The sequence below is a fragment of the Flavobacterium gossypii genome, from assembly GCF_014138495.1.
Lineage (GTDB): Bacteria > Bacteroidota > Bacteroidia > Flavobacteriales > Flavobacteriaceae > Flavobacterium > Flavobacterium endophyticum.
The window spans coordinates 323,032-339,002 of sequence record NZ_JACJIS010000001.1; the positions used below are offsets into that span (position 1 = coordinate 323,032).

The 15,971-nt window shown below is 37.1% G+C and carries 18 protein-coding genes; 8 read left to right on the forward strand and 10 right to left on the reverse strand.

Going from position 1 to position 15,971, the window contains the following annotated elements; all coding sequences use genetic code 11:
• Window positions 1-42 precede the first annotated feature (42 nt).
• The 3 genes from GGR22_RS01530 to GGR22_RS01540 form a co-directional block, all read right to left on the reverse strand.
• Window positions 43-1,884, reverse strand: coding sequence for a tetratricopeptide repeat-containing sensor histidine kinase (locus tag GGR22_RS01530; RefSeq protein WP_182492285.1), 1,842 nt, complete (start codon window positions 1,882-1,884; stop codon window positions 43-45).
• A 102-nt stretch (window positions 1,885-1,986) separates the two neighbouring features.
• The gene (locus GGR22_RS01535) at window positions 1,987-2,850 is read right to left on the reverse strand and encodes a hydroxymethylglutaryl-CoA lyase (protein ID WP_182492286.1); all 864 of its coding nucleotides are present in this window, start codon (window positions 2,848-2,850) and stop codon (window positions 1,987-1,989) included.
• Window positions 2,851-2,930: 80 nt separating this feature from the next.
• A complete protein-coding gene (locus tag GGR22_RS01540) occupies window positions 2,931-3,950 on the reverse strand; it encodes a quinone-dependent dihydroorotate dehydrogenase (RefSeq protein ID WP_182492287.1) in 1,020 nt (339 codons plus the stop codon).
• A gap of 161 nt (window positions 3,951-4,111) precedes the next feature.
• Between GGR22_RS01540 and GGR22_RS01545 the strand changes: the two genes are divergently transcribed.
• From GGR22_RS01545 to GGR22_RS01555, 3 genes are all read left to right on the forward strand, one after another.
• Complete coding sequence (locus GGR22_RS01545; protein ID WP_182492288.1) at window positions 4,112-4,729, forward strand: HD domain-containing protein; 618 nt, start codon at window positions 4,112-4,114, stop codon at window positions 4,727-4,729.
• Between the two features lie 75 nt (window positions 4,730-4,804).
• Window positions 4,805-6,046, forward strand: coding sequence for a peptidase T (pepT, locus tag GGR22_RS01550; RefSeq protein ID WP_182492289.1), 1,242 nt, complete (start codon window positions 4,805-4,807; stop codon window positions 6,044-6,046).
• 13 nt (window positions 6,047-6,059) lie between these two features.
• Entirely contained in the window at window positions 6,060-6,635 is a 576-nt protein-coding gene (locus GGR22_RS01555; RefSeq protein WP_182492290.1) for a YdeI/OmpD-associated family protein, read from the forward strand.
• Between the two features lie 48 nt (window positions 6,636-6,683).
• Here the strand turns inward: GGR22_RS01555 and yajC are convergent, their stop codons facing one another.
• The 4 genes from yajC to GGR22_RS01575 all read right to left on the reverse strand — a co-directional run bounded on the left by yajC (window position 6,684) and on the right by GGR22_RS01575 (window position 9,586).
• Window positions 6,684-6,959 carry a preprotein translocase subunit YajC gene (gene yajC / locus GGR22_RS01560; protein WP_121374649.1) on the reverse strand — a complete coding sequence of 92 codons (276 nt, stop codon included), beginning with the start codon at window positions 6,957-6,959 and terminating at the stop codon, window positions 6,684-6,686.
• A 7-nt stretch (window positions 6,960-6,966) separates the two neighbouring features.
• Complete coding sequence (locus tag GGR22_RS01565) at window positions 6,967-7,443, reverse strand: DUF1573 domain-containing protein (RefSeq protein WP_121374650.1); 477 nt, start codon at window positions 7,441-7,443, stop codon at window positions 6,967-6,969.
• Window positions 7,444-7,460: 17 nt separating this feature from the next.
• A complete protein-coding gene (nusB, locus tag GGR22_RS01570; protein WP_121376192.1) occupies window positions 7,461-8,369 on the reverse strand; it encodes a transcription antitermination factor NusB in 909 nt (302 codons plus the stop codon).
• A gap of 116 nt (window positions 8,370-8,485) precedes the next feature.
• Window positions 8,486-9,586 carry a Glu/Leu/Phe/Val family dehydrogenase gene (locus GGR22_RS01575; protein WP_121374651.1) on the reverse strand — a complete coding sequence of 367 codons (1,101 nt, stop codon included), beginning with the start codon at window positions 9,584-9,586 and terminating at the stop codon, window positions 8,486-8,488.
• 202 nt (window positions 9,587-9,788) lie between these two features.
• Between GGR22_RS01575 and GGR22_RS01580 the strand changes: the two genes are divergently transcribed.
• The 3 genes from GGR22_RS01580 to GGR22_RS01590 all read left to right on the forward strand — a co-directional run bounded on the left by GGR22_RS01580 (window position 9,789) and on the right by GGR22_RS01590 (window position 12,722).
• Window positions 9,789-11,537, forward strand: coding sequence for an ABC transporter ATP-binding protein (locus GGR22_RS01580; protein ID WP_182492291.1), 1,749 nt, complete (start codon window positions 9,789-9,791; stop codon window positions 11,535-11,537).
• Between the two features lie 73 nt (window positions 11,538-11,610).
• Window positions 11,611-11,988, forward strand: a complete 378-nt coding sequence (locus tag GGR22_RS01585; RefSeq protein ID WP_182492292.1) for a PUR family DNA/RNA-binding protein — start codon at window positions 11,611-11,613, stop codon at window positions 11,986-11,988.
• Window positions 11,989-12,068: 80 nt separating this feature from the next.
• Complete coding sequence (locus GGR22_RS01590) at window positions 12,069-12,722, forward strand: WG repeat-containing protein (RefSeq protein WP_182492293.1); 654 nt, start codon at window positions 12,069-12,071, stop codon at window positions 12,720-12,722.
• A 13-nt stretch (window positions 12,723-12,735) separates the two neighbouring features.
• On the opposite strand, the gene GGR22_RS01595 is transcribed toward GGR22_RS01590, so the two are convergent.
• Complete coding sequence (locus GGR22_RS01595; RefSeq protein ID WP_182492294.1) at window positions 12,736-13,089, reverse strand: tRNA-binding protein; 354 nt, start codon at window positions 13,087-13,089, stop codon at window positions 12,736-12,738.
• A gap of 85 nt (window positions 13,090-13,174) precedes the next feature.
• Here GGR22_RS01595 and GGR22_RS01600 point away from each other — a divergent pair, with 85 nt between their 5' ends.
• Window positions 13,175-13,729 carry a thioredoxin family protein gene (locus GGR22_RS01600; protein WP_182492295.1) on the forward strand — a complete coding sequence of 185 codons (555 nt, stop codon included), beginning with the start codon at window positions 13,175-13,177 and terminating at the stop codon, window positions 13,727-13,729.
• Window positions 13,730-13,738: 9 nt separating this feature from the next.
• On the opposite strand, the gene GGR22_RS01605 is transcribed toward GGR22_RS01600, so the two are convergent.
• Together GGR22_RS01605 and GGR22_RS01610 are read right to left on the reverse strand one after the other, a co-directional pair.
• Window positions 13,739-14,275: a hypothetical protein gene (locus GGR22_RS01605; RefSeq protein ID WP_182492296.1), complete on the reverse strand. Its 537-nt coding sequence runs from the start codon at window positions 14,273-14,275 to the stop codon at window positions 13,739-13,741.
• 100 nt (window positions 14,276-14,375) lie between these two features.
• Window positions 14,376-15,308 (reverse strand): peptidylprolyl isomerase, encoded by a 933-nt coding sequence (locus tag GGR22_RS01610; RefSeq protein ID WP_182492297.1) that lies wholly within the window; start codon window positions 15,306-15,308, stop codon window positions 14,376-14,378.
• A 162-nt stretch (window positions 15,309-15,470) separates the two neighbouring features.
• Here GGR22_RS01610 and GGR22_RS01615 point away from each other — a divergent pair, with 162 nt between their 5' ends.
• Window positions 15,471-15,920, forward strand: coding sequence for a DUF1569 domain-containing protein (locus tag GGR22_RS01615; protein WP_182492298.1), 450 nt, complete (start codon window positions 15,471-15,473; stop codon window positions 15,918-15,920).
• Window positions 15,921-15,971 lie beyond the last annotated feature (51 nt).

The window sequence follows — 15,971 nt, forward strand, 5'->3', positions numbered from 1 at the left end:
ATGTAATCATTTTTAGGGAGAAAAGGAAATCTAAGGTTTTATTTAGAAATATTTAGCTTTTGGCAATGAGGCAATAAATTCCGTCCCGCCTTCTTGATGGTGGACAATATCGAGCTGTCCATTATTATCTGATAAAAATTGTTTTACCAGAAGCAGCCCAAGACCGGTACCTTCTTCAAAACCAGTTCCTTTTTCGGACACTACTCTTTTGTCAAAATTCAGGATTTCTTCAATCTTGGCTTGAGAAATACCTTTACCCGAATCATTGATATGCATATGGATAAATGTTCCGTCTTCAGAATACCTGATTTCAATAGTTCCGGCTATAGGAGTGAACTTTATTGCATTAGACAGCAAATTATTTAGTATGATTTGGACATGTCCTTTATCTGCATCGACAACAGTATCTTTTTCTGAATTTGTATGGATAAATTTTATTTCTTTAGCTTTCGCCATAAGGTTCAACCCAGCTATGGAATCTTTGACCATTTTTTCTAAATCAATATCCTCTTTATTGATTTTTGCTCCATCGAGCTGTGTCATAGACCAATGCAATATATTATTCAGCATGATCGAAGTACTATCGACTTGAGTAATCAAATGTTCGGCCAATACTTTCAGTTCTTCACTGCTGATTTCGCCTTCGCGTAGCAGTCCGAGAACTTGCTGAATAGAAGCAATCGGGGATCTCAAATCATGTGACAATATAGAGAACAATTTGTTTTTTGTTTGATTTAACTCGCTCAAGTTATGGTTCTGTGCGGTTATCAGCATTTGCTGGCTTTCGATGTCTTGGTTTTTAAGCTCTAATTCTGAATATAGCTTCTCTCTTACCTTATTATTCTTAGTATACTGATATATGATGGTCAAAAGATACAGCATGAAGAGAATTACGGATACTGAAAATAGTCTTGTGTTTTTGAGCTTGTGCTGTGCCGCTTCATTTTTGGCAACGAGTTTTTCGTTTTCGGCTTCTTTTCTTTTTAGCTGCAGCAAGTTGATTTCTTTCAATTTTGCGTCGTTAAAAAGCGAATCGTTATAGCTTTTGCAGATGGCCAGATACTTAAAAGCCAGCTCATAGTTATGGTCATTTTTATAAGCAATCGATAAGATTTCCGCAGCCCTGGCAATATCCCACTTCGCTTGTGTGTTTTTTGCGGCTTCAAAGCCTTTCAAGCCATATTCTTCTGCTTTTTTATAATCGCCTTTTTTAATATAAACTTCTGAAAGCCCCGTGTTTGCAAACGACTTTTCCCATTGATTGGCTTGACTGGCATCAAGTACTTTTTTGTAATAATAGACAGAAGAATCTAAATCGTTCCGAAGATAATGGAGGTTTCCCAACCTGTTTTGGGAAAGATGTTCCATGTTGGAATCTTTATTTTGGACTGCTAATTTTAAAGATTTATGAAAATTATCGTACGAATCGTCTATTTCCTTTAATTCAATTTGGGAAATGCCTATATTCAGATACACCTTGCTCTCTAAGACAGTATCGTTTAATTCTTTGATAATCGTATTTGCCTTTTGAAATAACTTTATGGCTTCTTTATTTCTGCCGATTCCTTGTTGGATAAGGCCTTGGCCTATAAGACATTTTGCAATCCCGAGCTTATTATCGGTTTCTTCATACAACGATAAAGCCTCCATAAATTTCTGCAGGGCTACATCATACGTTCCAACAATATAATAGCTGGCAGCGTAATTATGGGCAACATCTGCAATCAGATTAGGGTCTTTGGATTTTTTTGCAATAGCTTCGGCTTTTACAAGCGACTTTTTTGCGGCTTTAAAATCGCTGTATACCTGCTTTTTAGATTCTTCAAGGTAGTAACGGACAGAATCTTTCTGGAGATTAAAAGAATAGCTCTCGGTTTTTGGCAAAACCAAGCAAATTAATAAGGTAAAAAAGCTTATTATAGAACTGGGCAAACTATCGTTACGTTAAAATTACTCCGCGATAAAGATATCAAAATTTGGCCGGAATTAGTGGTATACCGTAAAAATCTTTGTCGCTTCGTTATAGGCACTCTCAAAACTCATCGGGCTAGTTTCTGTTGAAGCTTTTTGCGTCGTAAAATACGAAAGCATCTTTTCGGTCGGCATATTTCCTGTCAAATCGTCTTTAGCCATAGGACAGCCGCCAAAACCTTGGATAGCGCCGTCAAATCGTCGACAGCCGGATTTATAAGCTGCATCTACTTTTTCGAACCATTTATCTGGCGTTGTATGCAAGTGCGCTCCGAACTCGATATGCTTGTATTTTGGGATCAGGTTCGAAAAAAGATAATCGATTACTTCTGGTGTTGAAGAACCAACCGTATCAGAAAGCGACAATATCTTGACGCCCATGTTAGACAATCTTTCTGTCCATTCGCCGACAATTTCAACATTCCACGGATCACCATATGGATTTCCGAATCCCATGGAAAGATAGGCCACGACTTCTTTGTCGGTAGCATTGGCAATATCCAGAATTTCTTGTAGAGTAATTAAAGATTCGGCTATGGTCTTATGGGTATTCCGCATCTGGAAATTTTCAGATATGGAAAATGGATAACCTAAGTACTGTATTTGTTTGTGTTTTGAAGCCATTTCTGCACCTTGCGTATTGGCAATAATTGCTAAAAGCTTGCTTCTTGTCTGAGAAAGATCAAGCTTGGCTAATACTTCAGCCGTATCGACCATTTGAGGAATGGCTTTTGGCGAAACAAAACTTCCAAAATCTATGGTATCAAAACCAACACGCAATAAGGATTGGATGTAGTCCACTTTTTTTTCTGTCGGGATAAATGCCTTGATTCCTTGCATCGCATCCCTCGGACATTCTATAATTTTAACTTGTTCCATAGAAGTCCAAAGATAGGAAAGAATTCTATTGTACGAAATCGTTTTTTCCTAATTTTATACTATCGAACTATCGAATTATCTTACTTTTCTTTTAGTATCTTTTGGTTGATTTTTTTAATCAGAGCCGGGCCTTCATAAATAAATCCTGTATACAACTGCACTAGGCTGGCACCCGCTTCTAATTTCTCAAGCGCGTCTTCGGCAGAATGGATTCCTCCTACTCCAATTATCGGAAAGGATTTATTGCTTTTTTCGGAAAGAAAGCGGATTACTTCTGTAGAACGTTTTGTCAGAGGCTTTCCAGACAAGCCGCCTGTTTCTTTTTTGTTTTCGGATTTCAGCCCTTCTCTAGAAATAGTCGTATTGGTAGCAATTACGCCCGCAATTTTTGTGTCGTTTACGATGTCAATTATATCCAAAAGCTGTTCGTCTGTTAAATCAGGTGCTATCTTGAGGAGAATCGGCTTCTGTATTGGCTTTGTAGCATTCTTATCTTGGAGAGATTGCAGTAGCTGCGTCAGCGGTTCTTTATCTTGTAATGCACGAAGATTTGGCGTATTTGGAGAACTTACATTCACGACAAAATAATCTACATAATCATATAAGGCATCAAAGCAGATTTCATAATCTGAAGTCGCTTCTTCATTTGGAGTCAGCTTATTCTTCCCGATATTTCCTCCAATCAGCACGCCATTATTTTTTTTCAGTCTTTCGACAGCTTCAACCACGCCACCATTGTTAAACCCCATCCTATTGATGATTGCCGAATCTTCTTTTAGGCGGAAAAGGCGTTTTTTAGGATTTCCCTCCTGTCCTTTTGGCGTGAGCGTACCGATTTCGATAAAGCCAAAACCAAGATTCGAAAGTTCTTTATATAACTTTGCATCTTTATCAAATCCGGCGGCCAAGCCAACAGGATTTTTAAATTTCAAGCCAAAAACCTCACGTTCGAGTCGTTTATCATCAATTTGATAAAGCGATTTGAAAATTGATTTCGAGCCTGGAATCTTGTTTAGAAAACGCAGTGTTGAAAAAGTAAAATAATGGATTTTTTCCGGATCAAACCCGAAAAGAAGTGGGCGGATTAGTGATTTGTACATTTTAGCTGTGTTGTGTTTTGCAAAAATAGAATTATCAATCCGATTATTAAATGTTTGCCAGATTTTTTTGTAGATGTTATCAATTGTTTATTTTATATTTAGCCTACAAAATCTCTTCTGTAGACTCTCAGAATGAGCATTGATACTTTCTAAATTTAGATATGTTACAACAAAACTTCAATAGTCTCTTTCAAAAATACAATCAAGATTTTTCTTTACAAGAGAAGCTTTGGCTAGAAATCAAGAAAAATCATTCTTCTAAAAAAAGAAATTATCACAACCTGTCGCATTTGGAAAATTTGTTCGAAGAATTAATTCCTATTAAAGAAGAATTTGAGGATTGGGATACCGTACAGTTTTCGATATACTATCACGACATTGTTTACAAAACGACACGAAGCGACAATGAAGAAAAAAGCGCTCAGCTTGCTGTGGAAAGGTTGGGACAGATTAGCTATCCTGAAGACAATGTTCAAAAATGCAAACGCCAAATTCTTGCCACAAAATTGCATGCTGTCGCCGATCCAGATACGAACTTATTTACCGATGCCGACTTATCTATTTTAGGAAAAAGCTGGGAAGTTTATGCAACTTATTACCAGCAAATTCGAAAAGAATACAGCATCTATCCTGATTTCATGTACACTAATGGCAGGAAAAAAGCGCTACAGCATTTCTTAGATATGGAATATATTTTCAAGACGAGTTATTTCCAAAACAAATACGAAAGTCAAGCTAGAAGAAATCTAGAAAAAGAGCTTCAGATTTTAGGCAAATAATCGTTAAACCTTCCGCTAAAAAAGGGAGAAAACCTAAATAAATTGTAACTTCGCGTCACATTTTAAACATATATTATGCAACATATTATTGACCGTTTTATCAGTTATGTTACTATTGATACGGAATCGGACCCAAATTCAAATACAACTCCAAGTACAGCAAAACAGTGGGACTTAGCGAACAAATTAGTTGAGGAGCTAAAAGCAATCGGATTGGAAGATGTTACGATTGACGAAAATGCGTATATCATGGCAACTTTGCCTAGCAATGTAGACCATGAAGTTCCAACTATCGGATTTGTTTCGCATTTCGATACGACACCTGATTTTACGGGAGCTAACATCAAGCCGCAAATCGTAAAAAATTATGACGGTGGCGATATTATCTTAAACAAAGAGCAGAACATTGTTCTTTCTCCAAATTATTTCAAAGATTTATTACAATACAAAGGCCAGACGATTATCACGACAGATGGCACAACGTTACTTGGCGCTGATGATAAAGCTGGAATTACCGAAATTGTGACAGCTATGGAATATCTGATCCAACATCCGGAAATCAAGCACGGAAAGATCAGAGTCGGATTTACTCCTGATGAAGAAATCGGTCGCGGTGCTCATAAATTTGATGTAAAAAAATTCAATGCCGACTGGGCTTATACAATGGACGGAAGTCAGATTGGCGAGCTGGAATATGAAAATTTCAATGCTGCTGGCGCGAAAATCACCTTCAAAGGAAAAAGCGTGCATCCAGGTTATGCCAAAGGAAAAATGATTAATTCTATGCTGATCGCGAATAAATTCCTTTCGAAATTGCCAAAAGATGAAGTTCCTGAAAGAACAAAAGGCTACGAAGGATTTTTCCACGTACATCACTTAAACGGAACAATCGAAGAAACTACATTAGAACTGATCATTCGTGATCACGACAAGAATAAATTCGAAAAAAGAAAGAAACTAGTCGAAAAAATCACGAAAAAAATCAACAAAAAATTTGCGACTCAATTTGGCGAAGATATAGCAACTGCCGAAATCAAGGATCAGTATTACAACATGAAGGAAAAGGTCGAGCCAGTCATGCATATTGTTGATATTGCCGAAAAAGCAATGAAACAGCTTGGAATTAAGCCAATCATCAAACCGATTCGTGGTGGAACTGATGGCTGCCAGCTGTCTTATATGGGACTCCCATGTCCTAATATTTTTGCAGGCGGACATAATTTCCATGGGAAATACGAATACGTTCCTGTAGAAAGCATGCAGAAAGCGGTAGAAGTTATTGTGAAAATTGCCGAGCTGACTGCAGAAAAAAAATAAACTTTTTTTGCCGATGGAAGAAAAACACATATGGGACAAGACCAATCAATGGGAAGAGGAATTGGAGTATCTAAAATCGATAATTATCAAGACAGAGCTTGTTGAAATGGTAAAATGGGGAGCACCGGTTTATACCTTAAACAACAAAAATGTATTGGCAATCGGAGGCTTCAAGAACTTTTTTACCATCTGGTTTTACAATGGCGTTTTTCTGAAAGATCCAAAAAAAGTATTGGTAAATGCTAATGAAGGTGTTACCAAAGCTTTAAGACAATGGCGTTTTCAATCCAAAGAAGAGATTGATGAAAAACTCGTTCTTTATTACATACAAGAAGCGATTGAAAATGAAAAGGCCGGAATTTCAAGCAAGCCAACAAAAAAAGAAGCCATCGTTTCGGAATTTGTGGAAGAGCATTTTAAATCAGATATGGCACTGAAAAAGGCTTTTGAATTGTTCACTCCTTTTAAGCAAAGAGAATTTCTAGAATATATCGAAACTGCCAAACAGGAAAAAACAAAAATTTCAAGGTTTGAAAAAATCAAGCCCATGATTTTAGAAGGAATTGGCCTGAATGACAAATACAGATAACAAAAAAGTCCCGATAAATCGGGACTTTTTATTTTATAGAAAAGCTTATTATTTAGCTTCGTTTGCCATTTTGCTCAATTCCAAAGAAATTGCAGAACGCTCCATTTTTAATTTTCCAGACATCGTTTCAAGAACAATTGTTCTTTCTGCCAATTCAGAAATTTTTCCGTGAAGACCACTTTTAGTAATGACTTTGTCTCCTACTTTCAGTGCTGATTCGAATTCTTTTTCTGCTTTTGCTCTTTTTTGTTGAGGCCTGATCATGAAAAAGTACATGACCACGAACATTCCTCCAAATAATAATATATTTCCGTATTGTTCCATGATAATTTTAGTGATTTGTTACTCCAATGCCACCAGCTTTTGGCGTCACTTCTGCTTTGATTGTTAATAATTCGTTTCCAGAAGCCGTATTCGCTGTAATGTTTACAGATTTTTGTTGTTTTCCAGGTTTTCCAGTAGAATCGAAAGTTACTTTCATTGTGCTGGTTTCACCCGGCTTGATCGGTTCTTTCTTAAATACAGGAACCGTGCAGCCACAGCTTCCTTTAGCATCTGCAATGATCAAATCTGCATCGCCTGTATTAGTGAATGTAAAAACGTGCTCTACTTTATCTCCTTCTTTAATCGTTCCAAAGTCGAATTCTTTTTCTGTAAAGCTCATCACAGGAACTTTTCCAGTCGACTCTTCGCGCATTGCTGTTTCTTGAACGTTAGAAGCCTCTACTTTTGAAGACGCATTGTCTTTGCAAGAAACGGTTAAGACTAGCGAGGCAATTGCCAGCAAACCTACAGTTTTTCTAATCATAATTACTAGTATTTAAGTTACATCAAACCTCTTCCGGTTTTGTTAAGTTTATTTGCGGTTTGGTAATCTTTTACAAGATTATCTAAAATTCCGTTGATAAAAATACTGCTTTTTGGCGTAGAATATTCCTTTGCAATTTCTAAATATTCGTTAATAGTTACTTTTACAGGAATAGACGGGAATTTCAATAACTCACAGATAGCCATTTTTAATATAATGGTATCGATTTCTGCTATCCTGTCCGAATCCCAATTAGGTGTCTTGTCGATAAATTCTTTAGATAATTCTGGCTCGTTTAAAACTGTTTTACGGAATAAGTTTTTCGTAAAATCTTTATCTTCAGAATCTTTATACACTTTCGGGATTGAAAAATCTTCATCTGTAGATTTCAATGCCTTTAGCTGTTTTACGATGTGCGTATTGACTAACGGAATATCATCTACCCAGGTCAATTTGTTATCTTCAAGATATTCGTATAGCTTTTCGTTAGGAGCAATTAAATCGGTAAAAACAGAAACGATGAATCGTTTGTCTTCTTCAAAATTGTTCACCCGATTGCTCATGTAAGTCTTATAAAGATCGCTGTTCTTGATTTCTTCTAACAGGATTCTTATATAGTCTTCATTCAAATGCCAGTCGTTGATTTTTCGATTCTCTAAGGCCATGCTTAAAGAATTGCTTTCTACCAACAGCTGTAGTACTGAATTATTGATAAATTTTTTGTTTGGATTTCGTTCTTCGGCTGTCACGAGATGTTTCTTGCTTGATTTATCAAGAAAATCTTCTTCTCTTTTTTGGATTTCTATCAGCGAAGACAGCATGATAAGGTATAAATCTTGAATATTTTCGATACTGTAGAATAAGAATTTTTCTTCTTTTTCAAGATTATCAGAATTGTTTTGATGCATGGCATATACTGACTGCATTACTTTCACACGGATATGTCTTCTATTTAACACCTTATAAGAACTTTTAAAAATTAACAAAGCGAAAGAGATTTTCTTTCGCTTTGCAAAAATAAGAATATTATTGAAACCCTAAATTATTTAGCGTTTTCTTTTTTTCTGTCGTCAATACGTTTTTGAGCAATCGATAAAGCAGCTTGGTGCGTAGTGATTCCGTTAGTTTCAGCAAAACTGAAGATTTCCAATGTAGTATTATAGATATTTTCAGTTCTTCTTAATGCTTCAGCACTGTCATAACCTACGATTTCAGCATATACATTGATAATTCCACCAGCATTGATCAAGAAATCAGGAGCATAAGCAATACCTCTGTCTTTCAAGATTTTTCCGTGGATTTCTTCGTTTGCCAATTGGTTGTTAGCCGCACCAGCAATAACTTTAGCTTTGATTTTGTTTACAGTTTCGTCATTGATAGTAGCTCCAAGTGCACAAGGCGCATAAATATCAACATCGGCACCATAGATATCGCCAGTATAAATTTGAGCACCGTATTTTGCATTAATTTCTTGTAATCTAGCCTCGTTGATGTCGGTCATTTGAACCAAAGCACCTTCAGCAGTCAAATGCTTGATAAGCGTTTCCCCAACGTTTCCAGTACCTTGAACTAAGATTTTTTTACCGCTAAGATTATCAGAACCGAATTGGTATTTTGCAGCAGCTTTCATTCCCATGTACACACCATAAGCTGTTACAGGAGAAGGATTTCCAGAACCGCCTCTAGCTTCAGAAATTCCCGTTACATAAGGCGTAACGTCTCTAATCAAGTCCATGTCTGGAGTTGTAGTCCCTACGTCTTCTGCCGTGATATATTTACCGCTTAATGAATTGATATATTCACCAAACTTTGTGATCATTTCTGGAGTCTTGTCCACTTTTGCGTCACCAATGATGACCGCTTTTCCACCACCAAGGTTTAAACCTGAAATAGCAGATTTGAAGGTCATTCCTCTTGAAAGTCTCAAAACGTCATTAAGAGCTTCCCATTCGTTGGTATATTTCCACATTCTCGTTCCACCCAAAGCTGGTCCTAAAACTGTGTTATGAATGCCGATTATTGCTTTCAAACCAGTATCTTTGTCATTACAAAATACGATTTGTTCGTGATTGTCAAATGATAATTGTCCAAAAACCGGGTCGATTTTGTGAAGCTCACTTGCTTTTGCTACTTCTGTTATCATACTATCTTTATTAAGTGGTTAATTATGATTTCATCAAAAAGATGTGGCAAAATTAAGATTTAAATCAAAACTTTGCAATGAAATTAACTTTTATTAGCAATCCACTAATGAGATTAGCGTTTTTGCATTTTAAATAAAAAATCATTTTAGATATATTTTTAACATATAAACACACTTATTTCCCTATTTTTTATATAATACAATGAAAGAACTTCAATATTTAAACAAATATTTCGTCAAATACAAATACCATTTTTTATTAGGAATTGTCACTACAATTATTGCGCAGATATTTTCCCTCTATACTCCTAAATTAATTGGAAATTCCATCAATGCTTTGACTAGTAATGAGTTTGATGCAGAAACGACAAAAAGCATCCTGCTTGAAAATATCTTATGGGTATTAGCAACTACATTTATTGCCGGAATACTTACTTTTTTAATGCGCCAAACGTTGATTGTAATGTCACGTTATGTAGAATTCGACCTTAAAAACGAGGTTTTCAGGCAATATGAAAATCTTTCGCAGAATTTCTACAAAAGAAACCGCACGGGTGATTTGATGAACCGTATCAGCGAAGATGTCGGAAAAGTAAGGATGTATGTTGGTCCTGCCGTAATGTATACGCTCAATACCTTCATCCGTTTTGCAGTCGTAATTGTTCAGATGTATATCATTTCACCGAAACTTACCTTATATACTTTGCTTCCGCTGCCGATATTGTCTTACCTTATATTCAAGCTGAGTAACGAGATTAACGTAAGGAGCGGTATTTTCCAGCAGAATCTTTCCCAGCTTTCGAGCTACACTCAAGAAATCTTTTCTGGAATCCGCGTCATAAAAGCCTACAGTTTGGAAGAAAAATCACATAATGAATTTTCGGACTTGTCGGAAGAAAGCCGTGAAAAGAGCATGAAATTAGCCAAGACCAACGCATTGTTCGGACCCTTGATGATTTTGCTTATCGGAATGAGCAACTTGGTCGTAATCTATGTCGGAGGCATGATGTATATCAACGGTTCGGTAAAAAGCATCGGCGTTATTGCGGAGTTCATATTATATGTAAACATGCTGACTTGGCCGGTAGCCTCATTAGGATGGGTATCTTCGATGATTCAGGAAGCCGAAGCTTCGCAGAAAAGAATTAACGAGTTCCTTAAAATACAGCCTGAAATCAAAAACAAGACTTTAGAAAGTTCGGTAATCGAAGGAAAAATCACTTTCAACCACGTGAGCTTCACATACGAAGACACCAATATAACAGCGTTGAACAATGTAAGCTTCACAATACAAAAAGGAGAGACGCTGGCCATATTAGGAAAAACAGGTTCTGGAAAATCGACGATACTAAGCTTAATTAGCCGACTGTACGATATAAAAGACGGCGAGATTACCATAGACAATCATAACATCAAAGGACTCAACCTTCATGATGTCAGAAACAGTATCGCTTTTGTACCGCAGGATGCCTTTTTGTTTTCAGATACTATAATGAACAACATCAAGTTCGGGAAAGAAGACGCGACAGAAGCAGAGGTTATGGAAGCAGCTAAAAAAGCGGTAGTCCACAACAACATCATGGGCTTCAACGATAAATATCAGACGGTTATCGGCGAAAGAGGAATTACATTATCCGGCGGACAAAAACAGCGTGTTTCAATTGCTCGAGCTATCATCAAGGATTCAAAGATTTTATTGCTAGACGATTGCCTTTCGGCCGTTGATACAGAAACAGAAGAAGCAATCTTGAACAACCTTCTCGAGTTCTGCAAAGACAAGACTACAATTTTGGTGAGCCATAGGGTATCATCAGCTAAAAACGCTGACAAAATCATTATTCTGGAGGATGGAAAAATCATCCAACAAGGTTCTCATAATCAATTGGTAAACCAAGAAGGATATTACAAAGACTTGTATCTGAAACAACTTTCTGAAAAAGAAATCCTATAAAAATGTTGTTTAATTCAGCTATTTTTTAGATTTTTGGTTCAAGATAACACACAAACCATTTGAAAGAAGGATTATGAGAGAAAATGACATGCTAGAAAAAGAAGAGATTTTTTCTAAAGTATTGAGAGCCGGAAGAAGAACCTATTTCTTCGATGTTAGGGCTACAAAAGCTGACGACTACTATATCACAATCACGGAAAGCAAAAAATTCACTGAAGAAGACGGATCTTTTCATTTCAAGAAACACAAAATCTATCTTTACAAAGAAGACTTTGCTGCATTTTCAGAAATCTTAGAAGAAATGACTTCGTATGTCTTAAACCACAAAGGCGAAGAAGTAATCTCTGAAAGACACCAGAAAGATTTCAAGAAAGAATTCTACGCAGAGAAAGCGCCAGTTGAAACCACCGCGACGGCAAGCTTTACAGATATTGATTTTGACGATATTTAATCGATTTACAATACCAAAATTCCCGAAATAACCTTTCGGGAATTTTTATTTAGAGAAATAACTAATTTTCTTTTAGCTATATGAAATACCTGATCATCTGTCTTTTGCTTGGGAATTGCCTTTTGGCGCAAACTAAAATTCCTGGCACATATGACACGAATACTCAAAAATTTACCACGACCGACAATACGTATAGCATAAGGTTCTTTTTACACGGGTTTGCTCCTGTTTCAAACAGCAAATCTTTCGGACTGATTGACAGCACTGGCACTGTTGTTATTCCGATCATCTATGACGGAGTCGGAAATCTTAAAGAAGGACTAGTAGTCGTTACAAAGGAAAACAAATCTGGTTTTTTTAATAAAACCGGAAAAATGGTCGTTCCTTTTATTTATGATATTGCCGATGATTTCAAAGGCGGTGTGGCTATCGTTAGAAACAATAACAAATGCGGCATTATAGACAAAAAAGGAAAAGAAGTAACTCCGCTTATTTATGACGGCATGGATAATTTCAACAATGACACGTCCGGATTTGCACGAGTCCAAAGAAACAAGAAATGGGGCTTTATCAATAAAAGCGGTAAAGAAATTGTTCCTTGTATTTATGATAAAGCAAATTTCTTCAGGAAAGATATAGCATTTGTTGTCAAAGATGGAAAATGTGGCTATGTAAATACATCAGGCAAAGAAATAGCACCTTTAACCAAAGAAGATTGCTCAAAAGCATATTAATCTTTCAAATCTTTTATCCGATCCTCAAGCCATTCTCCACTTTTAAATCCGGAGACAACAAAACAACAGATCCTTCCTCGCCTACAGCTCCCAAAACCAAACATTCGCTCATGAATTTTCCGATCTGTTTTTTAGGAAAGTTTACGACAGCAATAATCTGTCTTCCGACTAAATCTGCTTTTTCATAATACTTAGTAATTTGCGCCGAAGTTTTTCTGGTTCCAATTTCATTGCCAAAATCAATGACTAATTGGTAAGCTGGCTTTCTGGCTTCAGGAAAATCATTAGCTTCGAGAATAGTCCCGACACGCATTTCGACTCTTTCAAATTCAGTCCAAGATAAATTGTTCTGTGCTTCTGGGTTCATAATTTTAGTTTTCTATACTGATTGGATTGTCCAAAGTTCGGAATTTTCTGCTTATATTTAAACCTCAATTTCATTTCAAGGCGCCATGTCAAAAACTCCATCCAATATGCTCCCGCTGGGGACTGCCGCTCCACAATTCAGGCTAAAAGATACCAATTCCAATTTCTATTATTCTTTTGAAGACCTCAAAGGAAGCAAAGGAACCTTGGTAATGTTTATCTGCAACCATTGTCCGTATGTTATCCATGCTTTGCCGGAAATTTTGATGATTGCTAATGATTACAGAGTACAAGGAATCGGAATCATCGCCATCAGCAGCAATGATGTAAAAAAATATCCGCAGGACGGACCCGAAATGATGACTGAGTTTGCCTTTAAAAACAGTTTTGATTTTCCTTATTTATACGACGAAACGCAAGAAGTTGCGAAAGCCTTCGATGCAGCTTGTACGCCAGACTTTTATCTTTTTGACGCTCAGGAAAAATTATTTTACAGAGGACAGTTGGACGATTCAAGACCTTCAAATGGAATTCCTTTAAGTGGAAGCGACCTGAGAAATGCTATCGACGCGCTGATCTACAACAGAAGCCTTGCTGCCATCCAAAAGCCAAGCCTGGGCTGCAACATCAAGTGGAAGTAATTAAAATTATTACTTTTCCAACACAATATCTATCGGGCGGTTCATTTTTGGACCGAATTGCACCTCACGGGCTTTGCTCGAGCACAAGACATACATATTAAAGCTGTTCAGTTTTACGACTTGCGTCTTGAAATGCCCTCCATTTTCATCTCCATCAACATCCTCGATCTTTAAGCTGAAATCATCCGCAGGAAAAGTACTTTTTATAGAAAGCAGGTAATTGTCTTTTGCAAACGGAAAAAACCAGCGTTCTTTTGAAACTTGAGAATCTGCCGTTATCCTATTTCCTTTGTCATCTACTTTATAATTAGCCGTAAAAACCAAAGGCTTGCCGCTGTTGGTCCAGCTGTACAGATTATTTGCATTGAGCAGGTCCATGCCCAATCCGTTGATAATAGTAATTTTCAGTCCAGGGATGTTCTCTTTTTTGCCCGATTCATGGACATTCAGCACAAAATACGAAGTAAAATCATAACCGCAATGCTGTGCAACTTGGGCTTTTGAGGAAAACGAAACGAGAAAAAGTATAAAAAACAAATAACGCATCAGATCAATTTATAGAGTGGCAAAAATACAAAAGCAAATAGCATTCCAATAAAAAAGCACCCTGAAATAGAGTGCTTTTAACTTTATAGGCAGAACGCGATTATTTCACGTCCATCAATTCTACATCAAAAATCAAGGTAGCATTTGGAGGAATCACGCCGCCTGCGCCACGAGAACCATATCCTAAGTGCGATGGAATTACAAAACGTGCCTTATCGCCTACTTGCAACAAAGCAATTCCTTCGTCCCAACCTTCAATAACATTGCCTCTTCCTAAAGGAAATTCGATTGGTTTTTTTCTTGGATAAGAAGAATCGAATACTTTTCCATCTTCCAATTGTCCTGTATAATGTACAGAAACCGTCTTGCCGTTTTCTGCTTTTTTACCATTTCCTTTTTGGATCATTTTGTAACGAAGTCCGCTTTCGGTTTTGTCGAATCCGGCTGCTAATTTTTCCATCTTAGCTTCAGCTTCTTCCTTGGCTTTAGCTTCGCGTTTGGCACGAGAACCTTCAAATATTCTGAAAGCTTCAATAGCGTTCCATTTTTTTGCTTCTTCGCCTTCGCGGATGATTTCGATACTTTCAATTTCATCGCCTTGAGCGATAGCGTCTACTACATCTTGTCCTTCAACTACATGTCCGAAAACCGTATGCTTGTCATCCAACCAGTTCGTAGGAACGTGCGTGATGAAAAACTGAGAGCCGTTAGAACCCGGACCTGAATTAGCCATAGACAATACTCCTGGCTTGTCATGCTTCAATTCTGGGTGAAACTCATCATCGAATTGGTACCCTGGGCCGCCTGTTCCTGTTCCTTGAGGACATCCTCCTTGGATCATAAAATCAGGGATCACACGGTGGAATTTCAATCCGTCATAATACGGCTTTCCTTGTGGTCTTGATTTGTTTTCTAAATTTCCTTCTGCCAATCCAACAAAGTTGCCAACCGTTCCTGGCGTTTTATCGTGAGTCAATTTCACTAAAATCGAACCTTTTGGAGTATTGAATTTTGCGTATATTCCGTTTTCCATCTTATTTGTTTTATTTTTGAATTGCCAAAATTACGAATTAAAATGTGAAAATAAATACAATTTAATGACCTATGTCAAACAAACTAGCTTGGTATTTGCTTAAATTTGCACCACAGAAAAAAAGACAATTATCTGCTTTGAAAAAATAAAACCGCCGACCACATGAACAGTATTTTTCATCCAGAAGGAAATAAAAAATTAATCGAGCGTATCGAAACGCTTACGCCGATTACGCATAACGAATGGGGAACGATGAACGTTAGCCAGATGCTTGTGCATTGCCAGATGCCTATCAAAGTAGCTTTTGGAGAACTAAAAATCAAGGCAGGACTTATAGCGATTTTCTTCGGAAAGTTAGCAAAGAGAAACTTGACCAGTAAAAATCCTATCAAGAAAAACCTTCCTACAGCCAAAGAATTTGTCGTAAAGGGGCATCCTGATTTTGAGCAGTCAAAAGCTGATTTAGTCTCTATGATTACACGATTTGCACACGAAGGCCCAAGCGTTATAAAAAATACCAAGCATCCTTTTTTCGGCCACCTGACAACCGAAGAATGGGATTATATGCAATGGAAGCATTTGGATCACCACCTGAAACAGTTTGGAGCTTAATTCATTTGTTATTTTTGATTTAAGATTTTAGATTTAGGACTGTCTGAAATC